The following is a 17,225-nucleotide window of genomic DNA, read 5'->3' on the forward strand; positions in this document are numbered from 1 at the left end:
TGTGGGCGAGGGCGAACGCCTCTGTGCCGCAGTGTCCATCGAACGGGTGGTTGTTGCAGTTCCGTTTCTCGCTGCCCTGTGTCGTGAACCGGGTGTGCCCGATGACCGATCGTGTCCCTCTGGGGAAGAACAGCTTGACCTTGTGTGCCGGCTTCGGCTTTTTGTAGGTGACGATGCTGCTGCCCCGGACGTAGGCGATGCCTGTTGCGTCTGTGCCACGGACTTCCGCAGCGACAGAGAGGTAGTGTATCAGCTTTTTCAAAACAGCATTGCTCACTTTTTCCTTGTAGTCTAAAAATCCAAACACTGCACACATGTTACATCTCCTCGCTTTCTGTTACCATTTCATTGACGTACAGTCTTCTCTCTTTCAGATACTGGATCAGTTCCGGTTCCCGAATGGAGCTTACAAATTCCGACCAGCTCATGGCATCGATCCCTTCCTCAGACAAAGAAATCGCCGCATCACAGATGTGGTTGACCATCTGCAATGTGGCGATGAAGGTGCTGTATTTGAGTGTGCCCCGGAACAATCGAAACTCAATGGTGTGGTAGTTATTGAGATTGACTGCAACATATCTGCCGTTGCAGCCGCTTTTGGCTTTCTCCAAGATTTGCTTGCCGGTCTTTTCAAAGCCGAATCTTGCACTCCAACGGCTCATGTTGTAGCTGCTTCTGCGGCTGAACGTAAAGAGTTCATTCCAATGCTTTTCTACAAAGAACAGGATCCGGCTGATAACATCTTCCTGTTCTGCCTGATTGTCGCCAAAAGCATTTCGATTGACGTGAACGTGCAGACCGCAAGTCGATGTCTGATGGGAACGATAGCCCATGGAAACTGCCTCCCGAAGGAGTTCCTTCCAGTTCATTTTCTCTGTGTGGTACTCTAAGGTCATGGGGTGGGAAACGATCTCAAAACCGTCTTCCAAGCTGCCGTCTGATTTGATGTAGATATTTTCCTCATGCACATTGGCGATGCTTTTGAGAGCTGCGGCGTTGTCGTTGTCCTTGCCGCCTTCATCCACTTCCAGTTCTACGCCAAAGTATCGCTTTCCGTTTCCGTAGAAAATGGGTGTGGGCTTGTAGCCGTATTCCTCGATTTCGTCCTCAAACTCGTCGAAGCATCTTTCGCAGTAGGGCAGGTCGCCGTGCCAGCAGACAATGCTTTCCGGAACGATCTGTCCGCAGGATTCGCAGCGGTAGTAGTGGGCATCAAAGCAGTCCTGACAAAGGCAGGTGTCTTCATCGGAGACGCTGTTTTGTTCCCAGATGGTTTCGCCGCAATGGTCACAGGTGACGCAGTGTTCCTCGACACAATCGTCGCAGAGCAGTTCATCGTCTACCGGTGTGCCTTCTTCCTCCACAAACACTCTTCCGCAGTAGTCGCAAATTCTTACTTCTTCTTCCATTTCAAGTTCCTCCAAAAACAAAAATTCCGGTAAGGCTGAAAGAATTTACCTTACCGGAATTATAATATATATTTGAGGTTGGGGGTTGATACGGAGGAAGACTTCTTTGCTTTCTCCGGAGAAATTGGAGTTGATTTTTGATAATCTCATGACTATATATATTATATTATATATATTAGATAATATTTATATAAATTTAAATATATATGGATGAGATCTTAGTTTTGATTTCTCTCGTTAGAGAGTGGCACTGTGACGAATCTTGGATGAGGAACAGGGACATTGCTCGATGCAATCGGACTGCACGTCAGTGCTGATGAGTGTCATTATGACTGAATCATTTCATCTGTTTCATCTTTGTATTTCATATAGTCAAAAGCACATAATACCTTTCTATAATCTGTGGTCTTCTTATCTGTTCTTTGCTTTAAATAGTTTTCTGCTTCATCCAAACTGATCGCACCAGTAAGAATGGAATAAACAAGGCAATTTATTTGATTACTTTTAACTACGTTTTCTGTTGAAAATATTTCTTCTATGGCATTAAACTTGGTTTTACAAGCATTATTCATGCCTTGAACAAGTCTTTTCAGCTTGTTTTTTTGATTCTGCTTCAAAATTTTTTCATTTTGAATTGAGCTGTTAATTTTGCTAAACCCAAATATAGGAAAATATTGGTTTTCTTGAATTTTTTGTTTGTCTACCAAATTTAATACTTGAACGTTTTCTTCTTCAATGATATTAAAATAATTAGAAATCATATCATTTACATTCTGATAAACATAATTTATTGTATGTATATTACCAATTGCAAGAACTTTAGAAGAATTATCTAAATCATCAATATCATTTGTTATTCGTACCTTTATTTCTCCACCCTCATATATCTGTTTCACTATCGACTGTACTTTTCTAACATCCATAGCCGAAATAGGCAATTGCAATTCTGACAAAGCATGATATATTGCAATAAAATTATCTGTTTTTATTTTGTTTACTCTAATAGTAGTATGAGAATTGATAGTTATATCATGCTCAAACACTTCTGTACTGTCTGAATCTGCTTCATATTCAATCAGCAAAAAGTTAGCTTGTATTTTCTTTGCTAGTTCCGAATCACTTGAAACATAATCAAAGATAGTTTTTAAAATATTTCTTATATTTTCATCACCTATGCTATATCCAATAAATATAATTGGATTATGAATGAACAGAGAAAGCAACTGTGCTCTTATGAGTTCATATCGTCTGTTAAAAAGGTTATAGTCATTTTGAGTAATTATAATTTTATCTGGTGCATCAACACATCCATGAATTTTATAGACGGATCCATATGGATTGCTTAATAAAATATCATTTCCTATAAGTGGATTAAATTCAAATAATGTTTCAATCAACTTATCATAGTTAGTTGTAATGACAGAGCCTATATTTTTTCTAATTTTCTTTAGTTCAGCAATTTCATCATTTTTTTCCGGATTGATTTTTATCTCGCTGAATATTTCAGAAATGTATATTTTAAATCTGCTCAATTGTATGCCGTTTTTCATTTGGTCATAAAACATATCGTTGATATGTTTGAATTTTCCATTCCGGTCTTTTCCTAATTCCTCATTAAATATTCTTTCAATATCTGTGGCAATCTCATCGTAACGATATTCTCCGTTGCAAAGATGATTTGCCTTTATATCTAAATATCTTTCATCATTTTCAAACAATTCATGTGAAATGTGCTCTAAAAGTCCATCCCATGTGTATGAGTTTTCTAAGTATCTGAGACTCATGCCAGTACCTACAAACAAAACAGGGTGATTCTTAAAGTTAGAAATAAAAGTCGATATATCCAAAATTGACTCCTTTTATTGATTGTATCATTTTCCTTTTAAATTAGATAAATATTCTACTTTTTTACCTTCACCAACTCCTGATACCGTTTCATCAACTCCGCCACGCACTCGCTCTCTGTGATTTTCCGGTCAAAGCCGTAGGCAGCCATCACGGCGAAATCGTTTGCCTGATGTGCCTTGCGGAGTTCCGGCGGCATGGTGGTTTCATCGTAGAGATCGGCAAGGGAGCAGTCGGGGTAAAGTGCTCTTGCGTCCAGGATTGCCTGAGCGGTTTTCTCGATTTTTGCTTTTTGTTCAGGTGTTGGATTGCACCAAGGGAAGTTGTTGTAGACAATTTTGATAGAATAATCATAGTCGCTTTTCAATCTTCCACACACTGTTCTCATCCACGCCATATGAACATTAGATGTCAGGACACCGAAATGATATAAAGTCGCATTAGGTATAAGTCTCACTTTATTGCTGCACATAATATCCGGTGTCATAAAGCCCATTGGCACATATCGACGATTCTGTGAGGATACTTCTGGAATTACAATGTAATTTGTGGTGGGCATATTTTCAGTTTGAAATCTTGTTGGTGTATCAGCGAGTCTAAGCGTGCTTGCTCTTTTACTTGATAAGCGAAATTGACGGACATTTTCAATTCTTTTCATACATTCTGGCATAGAATGCAGTTCTTTTGGCGAACAATCTCCAAGCCATAAGCAGTATCGAGGAATACGGTTAATAAATTCTCTCGACCCATAGAAAAGATGAAAATACGGTTTTGATTTAGGCTCTATTCTAATGAATTCTGCCATTTCTTCTTCTGTGAAGATATAATTTCCATCGTCAATAGGCTGATTGCCCATTCTAATTGTATTTACTTTACATATAGGATTAGTTCTACTTTCAATAACAATATTATCTGCTTCAATAAGATAACCATTTATATTTTTCGCAATCTTTACAGAGCCACCATCAAAAATCCGCTTTGGTTTTTGATTTGATGCTTTGCTAAATCCAACAATAACACAATGCACATGAGCTTTCAAACTTGCTTCACTATCCCAACGGAAAGTACGATATGCAAAATCAATATGAACCCCATGCTCAAACAGGTTTTTCCAAAGGATTGCAACTTGTTCTCCCTGAGTAATGGAATTCGTAGAAACAAGAGCCGTTCTAATTTCTGTTCCTGTCATCATATCCGCCGCTTTTTTATACCAACAGGAAACATAATCAAGATTTCCGTTGTTTTTAACACCATCAAATATCGATAAAACATCATCCTTTTGTATGGTGTTCATCAATCTTGCACCCACAAACGGCGGATTTCCCATGATATAATTCAGCTTTTCTTTCGGCACAACGCTTTCCCAGTCAATCCGCAGAGCATTGCCTTCTACGATATTTGCATAGGATTTCAGCGGCAGGAAATTCAGATTGATCTGCATCAGCTTTTCTGTTTCCTGCATCATCTGGCTTTCTGCGATCCACAGGGCTGTTTTTGCAACCGTCACCGCAAAATCGTTGATCTCGATGCCGTAAAACTGTCCAATGGAAACCTGAATCGGGTTATATTCGCCCTCGCCGCCCAGCATCATTTGACCACGGTGCTCCTCGTATAGTGCATCATTTTCCAAACGACGGAGAGAAATGTAGGTTTCTGTCAGGAAGTTTCCGCTACCTGCCGCAGGATCTATTGCCGTACCGAAAGTGATACAATTTAACGCATACACGAAAATGCACCCAAGCGGTTGCATTTGTAGATTACTGGGTGCATTTGAGCGAATGATGCACCGATGAACTGTGAAATTTGTTATAAGTATATTATAAACAATTTCGCACATTTTTTCAAGATGTTTTTCTTAAAAAATACGGCAGCACCGTTGTTCAGGTGCCAAGCAAAGAATCAACCCAGTCAAAGCATATTCCTCTTTTCATCACATCGCACGAAAGATTCCTCTCCAAAGAGAAAAAATTATTTAATCTTCAGAAATATATCTCAAAAGCTTGACAAATTTATCTGATAGGTGTATACTGCTGGATAGTTTACATTGTGAACTATATTTTCTGGTAAAAAGGAGGCATGAGGTATGAAAGACATGAGCTGGATAGAAATGATGAAAAAAGCACAGGAAATTCGGCTTTTTACGAGTCTTCAAATAAAGCGTGCCCAAAAAGGCGGCATTACATCTGCGCAGGAACTGGATTTTCTCTCCCGTATTGTATTATCGGACGCAGAACTGACACCCCTTGAATTAACGGTACTGACAGACTTAAGCAAATCTGCAGTGAGCCGGTTAATCGAACATCTTGAACGAAAAGAACTTTTACAAAAGAAATATAATTCAAATGATAAACGAAGTTATACGCTCCTTTGTACTGCCAAAGGAACAATGGAGCTGGAAAAGACATACCAGTATTATCTGGAGCCTATTTATCGGCTTCGAAAAATTCTCGGAGATGAAAAATTCGAGGCCTTAATAAAATACATTAAAGAAGCTAATGATCTAATGATGAAAAATGGGAGGTAACTTATGAATTTTTATCAGGAACTTCAACTCAACCAGGCAGGTTCAAAATCGTATATTGCAAGCTTTAAGAATCCAAAAGATAAATGTAAGCATATTGCTGTTTATCTATTCAAAATTGCACTGGTTGTTGCTTTTTGTGTTTCCTTTGTCACATTATTTTCTGTACTTTTTGGCAATGAAAACAGCATTGCCGGTGTGGTTGTACTGCTTTGCGTGTTAGCATTTCGATATTCCGACCTTGGAATCCAGAATTCTCAGGGCACACTTGGAATTCTTTTCATCTATGGTATTCTTGCATTTGGTCCGAAGCTGTCTAATCTCGCTCCCACCGGATTGTCATTCTGCATCAATCTCATCTGCATTTTCGCTCTGGCACTGATAGGATGTCATAACATTACGATGTTCAACCATTCCACTTTTGTGCTTTCCTATCTTCTCCTGTTTGGTTATGATGTAAGCGGAAAAGCATACCAGATGCGTTTGATCAGTCTTTTGATCGGAGCTGTTTTGACCGCCTCTATTCTATATTTTAAGCATCGCAAGGTGGAATATAAACGCAGCTTCATGGACTTATTTAAAGAGATTCATCTTTCTTCTTCCCGTACCAGATGGCAAATCTGTCTTTCTGTGGGCATTTCCAGCGCAATGTTAATCGCTGCACTTCTCAATGTTCCGAGAGTATACTGGATTGGTATTGCCGCAATGTCCGTTCTGATACCATTTCGTAAAGATGTTGAATATCGCACAAAGCACCGTGTTTTAGGCAATATATTAGGCAGTGCAATCTTTTTCATTGCATATTTGATTTTGCCGGAAGAAATTCGTCCTTGCCTTGGAATTATTGGAGGAATCGGAACTGGATTCTCTGCCAGCTATGTATGGCAATCTGCATTTAATGCATTCAGCGCAATTACAGTGGCTGTACCAACTTTTGGTCTTGCCTATGCAGTTTTACTTCGTATTTTTACAAATGTATTTGGCTCAATTTATATGTGGCTGTTTAATCGGGTATTTGATCCATTTCTTCTTTTTATCAATCAGATATTTGAAAGACCAAAACGCATATCCACTACCTCTTAAGGAGTCAAACAAAAAGGGTCTGTTGCAGTACGCAGATACTGCAGCAGACCCTTTATTTTATCATTCCTCTATATCACACTTCCATCTCTGAAAGTAACTGTTTTTTCTCCGTTCTCATAAACCGTGATGTAATCAACCAATGAACCCCAGAGAGTGCTGTCAAATTCAGTCACCTGTCCGTTTAAGGATTCCAGCGTTTCCTGAAAGTGACGGAGATTCTGTCCTCGTGTTTCTATTTCTTCAATCTGCATGGCCAATTCGTCATGCTTTTTCTTTGCTGCCTCAAATCGTGCGGAAAGGACATCATTTTTCTGCCGGTATTCCTCCTGATCAAGTGCGATACGAGCATTCTCCAGCATTGCCGCCTGAACCATATCCGCAACAAGGGACATTTCCTCGGCATATTTTTCTTTTTCGGCTTCCAGTTCTGATGTATCAGTCAGCTTATCACAAATCAGCTTTACGTTTTCTATCAGTTCATCCCGATTGGCAAGCAGCTTATTCAGGCTTTTCAGGAACACAGTCTTTACTTCCTCTTCCATGATGTGCGGTGTAGTACAGCGCTCATCGTTATATTTGTTGTTGCAGCGGTAGATAACTTTACGGTACTGGTCGGTGGAGTGCCAGACCTTTGCACCATACCATCCCCCGCATTCACCGCACTTAATTTTACTTGAAAAGATACTGACACCGCTATAGCGTGATGCTCCTGTCTTTCTGCGCTCCATTTCCTGCTGAACCATATCAAATACTGCAGGATCGATAATGGCTTCATGGTCATCTTCGATATAATACATCGGTATTTCACCACAGTTTTTCTTTGTCTTTTTAGTCAGAAAGTCCACAGTAAATTCTTTCTGAAGGAGTGCGTCACCTTTGTACTTTTCATTTGTCAGAATACGGCGGATTGTAGTTGCATTCCACTTATCTTTTCCGCCGGGCGTTTTAATGCCTTTCTCTGTTAAATGAATAGCAATCGTATGCGGTGTCATGCCTTCAAGAAACAGACGGTATATCAGCTTTACAATTTCAGCCTGTTCCGGGTTCACAACCATTTTTCCATCGGAGCCTTTGTCATATCCGAGGAACCGGCTGTAGGCAACACTAACCTTACCATCGGCAAAACGCTTTCTGTGTCCCCAGGTTACATTCTCTGAAATAGAACGTGCTTCTTCCTGGCTTATACTCGACATAATGGTAAGGAGCAGTTCTCCTTTGCCGTCAAACGTCCAGATATTCTCCTTTTCAAAATAACACTCTACGTTATTTTCTTTCAGAAGCCGGATAGTTGTCAGGCTGTCAACGGTATTTCTTGCAAAACGGCTCACACTTTTTGTTATGATAAGGTCAATTTTTCCTGCCATTGCGTCCGATATCATTCTCTGAAAGCCCTCTCTGCGTTTGGTGGAACAACCGCTGATACCCTCATCAGTGTACACCCCAACAAACTCCCAGTCCTCACGTCCTTTTATGTATTCAGTGTAATAGCTTATCTGAGCAGCGTATGAAGTTAACTGTTCTTCGCTGTCAGTTGACACACGAGCATAGGCAGCAACCTTACGCTTGACAGGTGCATCAATCGGTGCTGATGTGTATCGGCTGATTGATGCAGGTATTTTCGTTATTTTTGGCATTTTTTCCTCCTTGGTATTGGCCAATGCTCCGTTACAGAATGACCATCTCGAAAATAGAACTTCAGTCTGTCTTCTTCCACATCGATATGGTCAATTCTCCGTTCAAACTCCTCTTCATTAAATGCATCAATGCTGAGAACCTGTGCTGCCATAGTACGCAGCAAATCATCACGAAGACTTGCGGAATTACATCCTTTATGTTCCGAACATCTCCAGTGACTAACTTTGTCGCCATTTGCAGAGGTGCGTGTGCCTTTCCGGAAATTACATCCGCACCTTACGCATTTAATCACTTTTGAGAAACAAGTCATATCCGCCCGATTCGGTCTTTTTCCATTTCTGCGTTTCAAGGAAGTTGCAGCCCTTCGTTCTTCCGTCCAGCAGTCCTGATGTCCTGTGTTTTTACACGCTTCCGTTACAACTGTTCCATCTTTCAGATGAAACTCTAATGTTTCACGCTTCGGAACGTAAATAACATCCACACGTTCAAGAAAAACAGACTCATCAAATTCCTGCAATCCAAGTACTTTTGCACAGGTTTCCTGCAAGTGCTTATGATTGATACTGCCGCCGACAGTACAGCGACCGCCTTTTATCTTTCGGCTTCCACAAAGCCAGTATTCTGCATAACCTCGGTCTGTTCTGATTTCATGCATATAGCTTTTATGGCAGAAAGGACACTTGATTTTTCCTGTAAAGCAGCAGGTATTCAGTGATTTGTTTGCCAGAGGGCCTAACTTTTTCCTTCTTTCCATTTCCTCCTGCACCCACCTGAAAGTCTCCATATCTATAATGGCTTCATGCGTATTTTCCACATAGTACTTTGGCAGTTCGCCGTTATTCTTCTTTCGGTGTTTGGTAATCGGGTCGGTAATGTATTCCTTTTGCAGAAGCATATTGCCTGTATACGTGATATTGGTCAGAATAACCTTTATATTGGAATCTATCCAGCGATATCCTCTCTTTGTTGTGATACCTTCGGCATTCAGTTCCCGTTCCGTTTCCAGCCTTGATTTTCCGTCAAGGAAGTTTCGGAATATTCTCTTTACAATTTCTGCTTCTTCCGGGACAACGACCAGTTTGTCATCAACCCATTCATAGCCGAGTATTGGATTTCGATTGCATGGATCACCTTTTTCAAAGCGTTTCCGAATGCCCCACTTTACATTTTCAGAAAGACTACGGCTTTCTTCCTGTGCAAAGCTGGCGAGAATGGTCAGCATCAGTTCGCCATCACCCGACAAGGAATTGATGTTCTCTTTTTCAAATCGTACTTCAACACCGATATCTTTCAGATGCCGTATCGTTTCCAGAAGGTCCACGGTGTTTCTGGCAAATCGTGATATACTCTTGCAAAGGATAATATCAATGAGTCCTTTTTCACAGTCAGAAATCATTCTTTGAAACTCCTGCCGTTTCTTGGTCTCTGTTCCTGATATAAAATTATCAGCATAAACTCCTGCATACTCCCATTCGGGATTCTTTTGTATCAGTTCGCTATAGTAGCTTATTTGTGCTGACATTGAATGCATAAGGCGTTCACACTCCATTGATACACGAGCATAAGCAGCCACTCGCTTTCGCCTTGGCAATACGGGCTCCGTAGGTTCTATTTTGATGATTTTACGCATAACAGCTCTCCTTTCACTACACATATTACCGCTGTTCAGGCTCTAAGTCAACGAATAATGTGCCGATTTTCGGCTCGTATTTCTCCCTGAACATTGTATCAATCTGACGATATTCATCCTCCGAAATCAGATTTGCATGAAACATCTTCTTTACAATGCCCATCGTCACCTGGTACATGGCTTCCTTCTGAATATCCATCTTTTTCACCTCCGAATCGTGCAAGAATATAACATCTGTGGCAGCAGTATTTTCTGTGATTATTGCCGTATGCCTGAAAAGGCTTACCACAATTTGAGCAGATAAAATCATACATAGCTTTCCTGTTAACATCTTTTATATGAGCATTCCACCACTTCATTCTGCATTTATCCGAACAGAACTTTTTCTGACGTACTCTTGGCGGCTGCGTGATTGGCTCGCCGCAGCAAAGGCAGAACTGCCCTTTATGTCTGCTGCAAAAGGATTTTATCGTGTTGACAGACAATCCTACAGTTTCTGCAATCTTAGAAAACGACATTCCCTTTGAACGCAATGTGAGTACAGTAGATTTTTGTGCATCTGTCATTGAAACCACCTCCTACTTTACATAGGACGGAAATATGGCTTTTGAGTACCGAAAAACAAAAAATCCCCACGAAATATGAAAAAATCATATCTCGTGGGGATCGTTATCAGATGTCAGCCTTGTTCACCCAACCGGTCACATAAGAACCGGTAGGTGTTTTTCCGCAGTTTGCAGAAGAATTTGTAATACGCATTCTGCCATTTATCACTTGTCCATCATAGAGATAGTACGTTCCGGATTTCTTTGTTCCGTTTTTGGCTGTGCTGGAGGAATACAAAGTGACATTGTTCAGCGTAATTTTTGTGTCTTTTGTATATGTCTTTTCAGCAACGGTATATACCGCTTTGCCTGAATTATCAAAAACGCTGTAACCTGCCTTGCAGGCTTTCTTTGCATTTTCCAGAGAAGAATATGCTCCAATCTGGCTCTTAGCGTCAGACCAGGACTTTCTTACTCTGTAAAGCTGATTTGCAGGTGTAGGATTTGAAGTTGTAGAACCAGTATTCAGATAAGATTCGACCTTCTTCTTAAATTCCGCCCAATGTGGCAGAATGTAGGCAGGACACATCTTGTAAGAATTTTTTGCAGTATTGAGATAGTCCACAGTACCACTTTTCCCGTCACGTACATTCAGCCAATGGGTATGAGTGTAGAGGTGATTAATGTCAAGACCATACTTCTTCAGAAGTGCTGCGGCAAGTCTCGCACAGTTGTCTTCCGACTTCTTATCCGTAGAATTATACGCAGATGACATAATGCATTCAATGGCAATCGTTCTGTGGTTGCCGTTGCCGCTTCCATCAGCGGCGTGCCAGCCACTAAGCGTTAAAGGTAGATTCTGCCACGCACAGGTGTTGTCCACATAATAATGCACCCTGACATCTTTCATATTGCCATTGTAAGTTGCTCTGGTATACTGTTCTGCAGGAGTAGTTCCGCTTGCTACCGAAATCCAATCGGTATTGTGAACAGTGATACCGATAACTTTGCCCTCCATAGAAACGGTGGGCATTGCTATACTGTTTGGATTGTGTTTGGTGAGCAGATACTCGTTGATTTTTACTCCATTCAGAGTAGATGTGTTATCAGGTTTCAGAATTGCCATGATCAGATTCCTCCTTGTCAGTTGTTTCTTCCATTCTGCCAACCTTGGTTTGCAGAACATCAATTGCTTTTTTGAATACCGGCGGATAGGGTACGCCCATCAGTGTGGTGTTTTCTACAATAGACAGCAGCTCGTTCAGACAAAAGCTGATGCAGACTGCGTCACGTATGTAGTTTGTGCCGATGAGAATATCAATTCTCACACCAACCACAACCATCAGCAGAATACAGAACTTTTTCGCAAGACCAATCCAGCCTGCCTTGCTGTTGAGTGCTCCGCTTTTGCTGTGCTTGGATTTTCCCATAATTGCAGTGACGAGACCTGTTGCAAAATCGATACCCATGAACACTACAAGTGTTGCAAGAGCCGAGTCCCATCCGCCAAACAGCGTGGCAATAAATCCGCCTACAATGCCTGCAATTGTACAGATCCATTCTTTCATAAACATCATCCTCCCATAAATTTGATTGATTTTATCATCGGATGTGAATTATCCGATGTGCCTTTGAAGGCAAGATAATATTCTCCATCCGGTACGTTTTCCAATGACTGCATCACGGAAATATATGTATCGGAATAAAGCCATTTGAATTGTAAAGTTACTGCATTTCCTGCCTGTATTTCCTCATAGATATACTGAGCAAGTTCAGCCCCGGTCTTGTCGGTTTTCTTCACCAGATAAAATTCAGCGTCCTGTGACGCACCGACTGTATAACTGAGAATCAGATTCATAGAAGAAGTGAGAGCAACAGGCGTCAGGCAAAGCACAAATACTGTTCCTGCCCAGCTGAAATCAGACTGATTGAAGTACAAAGCATAGTCATTCTCTGTACAGCAGAAATGGGGATAGCTTTCCGCAAAGCCTGCAAGCGAACGGTAACCGTCGTTGTAATAGGTGTAGACGCTCTCACCATATTTCTGCAAAGCATCACTGCCGGAAGAAAAGACCGTGATGTATTCGATGCCGGAACGGCTTTCAAGAGCGATAATTCTGGTTTCAAGAGCGAGGATTTCTTCTTCCTTTGTCTGAAAATCAAACTGAACAGAATCTCTTAGCTGCTGAGCATTGGCGTCTATTTCCTGAATTTCTGTATCAAATGAGTCGCATCTGCTTGTAAGCCCCATGATGTAGTCCATAGTGCTATCCTGCAAAGACTGTAATTTCTGCTGTAAAGCCTCGAAATCTGCTTTATTCGGATAATCCGACATATCAGGCGTGACGCCATCTTTACCATCAACTCCATCTTTTCCGGGCTGTCCGTCGGTACCGTCTTTACCTTTTAAGCTCTCAAGCCATTCAGTTTCTGTTCCGGTAAATCCATGCTCTACAGCAATAATGTATGCAGATTTTCCGTCAGTTCCGGGCGTACCGTCAATGCCATCTTTACCGTCCTGTCCATTTGTCCCGTCAATTCCATCTTTGCCGGGTTGTCCGTCAATACCGTTTTTTCCTTTTAAGCTCTCAAGCCATTCAGATTCTGTGCCAAAATAGCCATTTGCAATGGCGATTTCATATGCAGATTTTCCATCAATTCCATCTTTACCGTCCTGACCATTTTTTCCGTCAACTCCATCTTTTCCGTCTTTACCTTTTAAGCTCTCAAGCCACTCAGCTTCTGTACCAATAAAGCCATTCTCTACAGCAATCTCAAATGCAGACTTGCCGTCAGCACCTTTTTCACTTATCTTTTGAAGCAACTGCTGGTATAGGTCAGGCGTTGGCGGTACATTGCTGCTTTCACCGTCAAAACCAGATGGTCTGATATGCAGGGTTTTCACAACCGTTGTTGCCCTGACTGTTTCAGATGATTCTGCGTCATAACCGAAAAGAGACATCTTCACAGCACCGGCTGCAAGTTCCGCCGGCAGATGACAGCTTGTCTCGTCAAATCCGAGAACTCTGTTGTAAGTGAACTCGTCCTGTGTGAACTGCACCACTTTATGCAGGGGTTTCCAGCTGTTATCAAATACAAAATGTATCTTTACAAAAGCAATCTGATCAGCTGCAATGACCTCATGCTCCAGCGTTTCGATGTTCTGTCCCTTTACAAGAAATTTTATCATGCCTTCACTTCCTTCCACGTTTCCGTATCTGCATCATATTCCATATATCCATCCAGGCACTGAATTTTGACAAGGGGACTATCTACTGTACTGCTTGAATGACCGTCCCAGTTTGTGTTCTTTTTCACAGCGTTCCATTCAGCAAGACTGCCCTCATAGGTGATTTGCGTGAGGCTTTCACAGTAGTTGAAACAGCCACCGATAAGTTCTGTTGTGCTTTTGGTGATCGTGAAATTCTTCAGCTTGATACAGCGTACAAACATTCTGTCACCGATAACCTTACCGCTGTAGCGAACAGTTTCAAGCTTCTGACATTCTCCAAACGCCTGTTCACCGACTGTTGTAACAGATGCAGGAATGGTAAGGGATTTGATAGCTGTACCTGAAAAGGCGAACTTTGCAATCTCGGTCACTTTAGACGGAATTGTAATTTCAGTCAGTCCGTAAAGATTCTGATGAACCAGATATTCATCAATGTGCGGTATGAAACTATTTCGCTTGATGGTTTTGAGCGTTGTCGGAAGAGCGGCTATTTTCAGATTGTTGCAGTATTGAAATGCATATTCACCAACCGTTGTGATGCCCTCTGAGACGACAACAGAAGTGATGTTATCATTTTCGCAGAACGGAGATTTGTTTCCGCTTGTTTCATATGCACCTACATAATCATACATTGCCCCCGTGCCTTTGAGAATCAGTCTGCCGTCAGAATAGAGAACGTAATTGATATCAGCGCCGCATTTGCCCACTGAAACCACATCTCCGGTCATTTCATTTACCTTTGTTGCAAGTTCTGCCACCTGATTGGTCAGCTGAAGAATGGTTGAATTGTAATCCTTTATCTGTGCTGTAATCTCCGAAAGCTGTGACATCATATCCGTGACCTTGCATTTTCCGAGAATACATCGGACATAACCGCAGTAGGTTGTATTCTCTCGATAATCCGTCACTTTGATTTCTGCTGCACCGGCATCAATCCTGACGGCACAAAGGGTGAGATATGTTTTGGTTTCTGTATCTTTGAATCTTGGAATTGACGGCGATGTGGCAGGCGTACCGGATAGAATTTCAAACTCTATCTTACGATAATTTTCGCCGGTATTACAGCAGATACCCACTGATAAATATCTGCCCAGAGATTCATTCACATAGCCTGATAAATCATAGGTATACGGCGTATCGGAAAGAAAGTAATGTCCGTTTATCCACGCCTTACCGCTGCCAATGGTCAGCTTTAGCTTGTTTGCTGTCAGCTTGAAACACTGACCGTAGTTATCCTGAATGCCGTTGCAGATGATACTGCCAAGATAATCGCAGAAATTCTCGGCAGTATACGTTCTGTCAAGATTCTTTGCGTTGAAAAATCCATATGAAAATGCCATAGTCATACCTCCTTGAATGTGGGTGTGAGATTTCTTCCGTTCTGGTCGAAGCTTTCAATCATACCGATCAGCTGTATTTTATTCTGTCTCAGACCAAATCTGCGGTGTTCTACGGTAACAAAATCGCCAACAAAATAGTCCCTGTTATACTGAAACTGCGTAGACTGTACCGCAATCTGCGATTCGGAAACCACAAGTGGCTGCACCATACTTTCTTTGCCTTTTTCCTGTAAAAGGTTAATGTATTCATCATTGGGAATTGGCTTGGTTTCGCCGTCTTCCTGTTCTTCGTCCGCCATATCCTTTGCGTCAACATACACCTCATAGCGGTCAAGGTGTTCCGGTTCATCGCCGTCACAATATGTGGTGCGTTTTCTCTCTTCTCCTTCGCCTTTACCCAATATATAGGCATAATTTCTCTGCACAGAACTATCTGTGGAATAGGAAAATGAAAGCAGATTGTTGTATCCATCTGAGAAAACAATATGTGGGTTATCATCTTGTAAGATACTTCTATCTGTACCCTCTGACAATTCCAGCAGCATTTCATACTGTTCATCGGTTGTCTTTGCCAGTCGTATATTGGCAGTCCCACCGATTTTCTCACAGATGGTGTATACCCATTTCATAAGGTTATCGTAGCTGATTTGCAGTTTAGTATCTTGTTTCCAGCAAGAACCGGAAGAATCACCAATCGAAAGCCCCGGAATCTTTCTCGCACCTGTTCTGCAGGCGTTGTAATAAACCACATTGTTCACAATCTGTGCGTATGAAACTTTCTTTGTAAAGTTGAATGTAGGACAAATGATTCTTCTTTCCAGAAGACACATTAAAAAGCGACCGCTCACAATGAGATAATCGCCGTCCTCTGCATCTGTTTCCAGCTGTACCGATTCAATCAGTCCGTAGTGTTCTTTATCATCATCACGACCCACAATTCTGCCTGTCCGGAAGATTTCAATATTTTTCGTAGATGCCGCAATGTACACTTCAAATACACCGCAGGCATAGTATTCAATATCCCAAAGCAGCGAAGAAAAGCTGTCACACACAGCCTCCAGGGTTATGGAGAGTTTGTCCTCTATGGGAATCATGTTGTATATTTCAATTTGCATTTTTCACACTCCCAAGTACGCATTGCGGTGTATCAGACGGACTTTAAGACTTGACAGTCCCTCAGACGCACGAACATAAAACTTATTTTCTCCCTGCTTTAAGGTCAGCCAGGTGGAACCCGAAACAAGCCGGTTGATAATATTAGTAACAACACCCTCACGTTCCAGTGTAACCGTCTTATTGCCTGTTTTCGTAGTTATGGTGATAACATCGCCGTCTTTGATGTCACCGAGAATCTGCATATATTCGTCTGTAGCTGCATTGTAAATAGTCGGATTCTTTGCAGGACCTCCGCTGATTTCAAGGATAAAGCCCACTTCATCACCGTCATTGACAATGGTCATGATGTTTTGTGTGCTGTATTGACCGATTGGAAACGGCTCATCATTATCGGGGAAGATGAAGTGGAAAGCACCACGGATTTTGGAATACTCCGCAATCTGGGTTTCCGTGGAATACCAGTAAATATCGGGACAGAGAATAGATATCTGCCCTTTGGTCAGCATCTCAAAGTTCTCCATTTCGCAGGTTTCAACAATACCCTCGGCATACACAGAAATGTTTTTTGTGGAGTAATATATTTTGATGTAGCGTGACGGCTTGACCACCTGATACAGCTCATGCCTGCGTTTCTCCACATCAAAGCCACGCATTTCAAAAGGAATGACCACGTTTCGCTTTTCAATGAAAGCATTGTTGAGGTAAGAACCGTCCATTCCGGCATAGCTTGATGTGCTGACTGTTCCGGCAGGTGGATTCAGTCCTTCAATCTTTGAGAACATGAACCTGTTTGCTGTTCTGGACAGGTTAATTTGCTGACCGGTTTCGTTTTCCAGGATTAGGTGATAGAACATCTGGAATCACTCCTT

The 17,225-nt window shown here is 41.6% G+C and carries 15 protein-coding genes; 2 read left to right on the forward strand and 13 right to left on the reverse strand.

Going from position 1 to position 17,225, the window contains the following annotated elements; translation table 11 throughout:
* From RUMCAL_RS15840 to RUMCAL_RS04530, 4 genes are all read right to left on the reverse strand, one after another.
* Positions 1 to 316: class II glutamine amidotransferase domain-containing protein (locus RUMCAL_RS15840; RefSeq protein ID WP_021681394.1), on the reverse strand; the 316-nt coding region annotated here is incomplete at its 3' end.
* A gap of 1 nt (position 317) precedes the next feature.
* Positions 318 to 1,409: an amidoligase family protein gene (locus tag RUMCAL_RS04520; protein WP_040647000.1), complete on the reverse strand. Its 1,092-nt coding sequence runs from the start codon at positions 1,407 to 1,409 to the stop codon at positions 318 to 320.
* Positions 1,410 to 1,735: 326 nt separating this feature from the next.
* Positions 1,736 to 3,256 carry an SIR2 family protein gene (locus tag RUMCAL_RS04525; RefSeq protein ID WP_040647001.1) on the reverse strand — a complete coding sequence of 507 codons (1,521 nt, stop codon included), beginning with the start codon at positions 3,254 to 3,256 and terminating at the stop codon, positions 1,736 to 1,738.
* A 53-nt stretch (positions 3,257 to 3,309) separates the two neighbouring features.
* Positions 3,310 to 4,980, reverse strand: a complete 1,671-nt coding sequence (locus RUMCAL_RS04530; protein ID WP_341349357.1) for a class I SAM-dependent DNA methyltransferase — start codon at positions 4,978 to 4,980, stop codon at positions 3,310 to 3,312.
* A gap of 357 nt (positions 4,981 to 5,337) precedes the next feature.
* Between RUMCAL_RS04530 and RUMCAL_RS04535 the strand changes: the two genes are divergently transcribed.
* Together RUMCAL_RS04535 and RUMCAL_RS04540 are read left to right on the forward strand one after the other, a co-directional pair.
* On the forward strand, positions 5,338 to 5,778 hold the full coding sequence (locus tag RUMCAL_RS04535; RefSeq protein WP_021681399.1) for a MarR family winged helix-turn-helix transcriptional regulator: 441 nt from the start codon (positions 5,338 to 5,340) through the stop codon (positions 5,776 to 5,778).
* Between the two features lie 3 nt (positions 5,779 to 5,781).
* The gene (locus RUMCAL_RS04540) at positions 5,782 to 6,858 is read left to right on the forward strand and encodes an FUSC family protein (RefSeq protein WP_021681400.1); all 1,077 of its coding nucleotides are present in this window, start codon (positions 5,782 to 5,784) and stop codon (positions 6,856 to 6,858) included.
* A gap of 68 nt (positions 6,859 to 6,926) precedes the next feature.
* Here the strand turns inward: RUMCAL_RS04540 and RUMCAL_RS04545 are convergent, their stop codons facing one another.
* The 9 genes from RUMCAL_RS04545 to RUMCAL_RS04585 all read right to left on the reverse strand — a co-directional run bounded on the left by RUMCAL_RS04545 (position 6,927) and on the right by RUMCAL_RS04585 (position 17,210).
* Positions 6,927 to 8,492 (reverse strand): recombinase family protein, encoded by a 1,566-nt coding sequence (locus RUMCAL_RS04545; RefSeq protein ID WP_021681401.1) that lies wholly within the window; start codon positions 8,490 to 8,492, stop codon positions 6,927 to 6,929.
* Positions 8,480 to 10,123 (reverse strand): recombinase family protein, encoded by a 1,644-nt coding sequence (locus tag RUMCAL_RS04550; protein WP_021681402.1) that lies wholly within the window; start codon positions 10,121 to 10,123, stop codon positions 8,480 to 8,482. Before RUMCAL_RS04550 ends, RUMCAL_RS04545 begins: the two co-directional genes overlap by 13 nt.
* Before the next feature lie 25 nt (positions 10,124 to 10,148).
* Complete coding sequence (locus RUMCAL_RS15845) at positions 10,149 to 10,433, reverse strand: SHOCT domain-containing protein (protein WP_169725981.1); 285 nt, start codon at positions 10,431 to 10,433, stop codon at positions 10,149 to 10,151.
* Positions 10,434 to 10,795: 362 nt separating this feature from the next.
* Positions 10,796 to 11,794, reverse strand: coding sequence for a peptidoglycan recognition protein family protein (locus RUMCAL_RS04560; RefSeq protein WP_021681404.1), 999 nt, complete (start codon positions 11,792 to 11,794; stop codon positions 10,796 to 10,798).
* Positions 11,775 to 12,236: a phage holin family protein gene (locus tag RUMCAL_RS04565; RefSeq protein ID WP_040647002.1), complete on the reverse strand. Its 462-nt coding sequence runs from the start codon at positions 12,234 to 12,236 to the stop codon at positions 11,775 to 11,777. The genes RUMCAL_RS04560 and RUMCAL_RS04565 overlap by 20 nt, the downstream gene beginning before the upstream one ends.
* A 5-nt stretch (positions 12,237 to 12,241) precedes the next feature.
* Positions 12,242 to 13,858, reverse strand: a complete 1,617-nt coding sequence (locus tag RUMCAL_RS16190) for a collagen-like protein (protein WP_021681406.1) — start codon at positions 13,856 to 13,858, stop codon at positions 12,242 to 12,244.
* A complete protein-coding gene (locus RUMCAL_RS04575; protein ID WP_040647003.1) occupies positions 13,855 to 15,240 on the reverse strand; it encodes a leucine-rich repeat domain-containing protein in 1,386 nt (461 codons plus the stop codon). Before RUMCAL_RS04575 ends, RUMCAL_RS16190 begins: the two co-directional genes overlap by 4 nt.
* Before the next feature lie 2 nt (positions 15,241 to 15,242).
* Complete coding sequence (locus RUMCAL_RS04580; protein ID WP_021681408.1) at positions 15,243 to 16,355, reverse strand: siphovirus ReqiPepy6 Gp37-like family protein; 1,113 nt, start codon at positions 16,353 to 16,355, stop codon at positions 15,243 to 15,245.
* A 3-nt stretch (positions 16,356 to 16,358) separates the two neighbouring features.
* A complete protein-coding gene (locus RUMCAL_RS04585; protein WP_021681409.1) occupies positions 16,359 to 17,210 on the reverse strand; it encodes a phage tail family protein in 852 nt (283 codons plus the stop codon).
* Positions 17,211 to 17,225: the final 15 nt, after the last annotated feature.

The organism is Ruminococcus callidus ATCC 27760, from assembly GCF_000468015.1.
Taxonomy (GTDB): domain Bacteria; phylum Bacillota; class Clostridia; order Oscillospirales; family Ruminococcaceae; genus Ruminococcus_C; species Ruminococcus_C callidus.